The sequence below is a fragment of the Mesorhizobium sp. WSM4806 genome, from assembly GCF_055811635.1.
The window spans coordinates 1-872 of the sequence record NZ_JBVVQZ010000064.1 but is presented as its reverse complement, the minus strand read 5'-3'; the positions used below and the strand labels follow the sequence as shown (position 1 = coordinate 872).

The window sequence follows — 872 nt, the reverse complement described above, 5'->3', positions numbered from 1 at the left end:
CTTCCTTGACCTTCTTAACGATGTCCGGCAGGGCGGCCACCGCCTTCTCGACGCTCCGACACTGCCAACAGCCCCACCTTTCAAGAGCCTGCCTGAGTTTTTTAACGGAGGCGGGGAACATGGATGCTGCCTCGCGGTTGGACCCCGGAAAGCCAATTCGCAGCCTGAAGGAAAGCGGCCGAGCTCGCTCTCACGACGCCGCGAACCGGGCCTACGGAGATTAAGCATGCGAGCGCTGGTTTGGCATGGAAAAGAAGACATACGTTGCGATGAGGTTACCGATCCCGAAATCGAGGACCCGCGCGACGTCATCGTCAAGGTGACGAGCTGCGCGATCTGCGGCTCGGATCTGCACCTCTATCACAACCTCATTCCGGCAATTCTGCCCGGCGACATTATGGGCCACGAAATGATGGGTGAGGTGGTGGAAGTTGGATCCGGGGTAAACGGCGCGCTTAGGAAGGGAGACCGCATCGTCGTTCCCTTCACCATCATTTGCGGGGAATGTGACCAGTGCAAGCGCCGGAACTTTTCGGTCTGCGAACGTACCAACCGCAACAAGAACATCGCCGACAAGGCGTTCGGTCACACGACGGCTGGGCTGTTTGGGTATACCCATCTGACCGGCGGTTACCCGGGCGGACAAGCCGAGTATGTTCGCGTACCATTTGCCGATGCAACGCACATCAAGGTACCGGTCGGGCTCTCCGATGAGCAGGTCCTCTTCCTTGGCGACATATTGCCAACTGGCTGGCAGGCTGCTGTCCAGTGCGAAATCGAGCCCTCCGATACCGTCGCGATCTGGGGCTGTGGCCCGGTGGGGCAGATGGCAATCCGCAGCGCCATTCTTCTCGGTGCCAAGCAGGTCGTGG

1 protein-coding gene is annotated in these 872 nt (G+C 59.7%); it reads left to right on the top strand.

Annotated features, from left to right (window positions below; genetic code table 11):
* Positions 1-226 precede the first annotated feature (226 nt).
* Positions 227-872, top strand: a 646-nt coding sequence (locus AC0L2M_RS34585) for an alcohol dehydrogenase catalytic domain-containing protein (RefSeq protein WP_473537266.1), incomplete at its 3' end; no start/stop codon positions are given.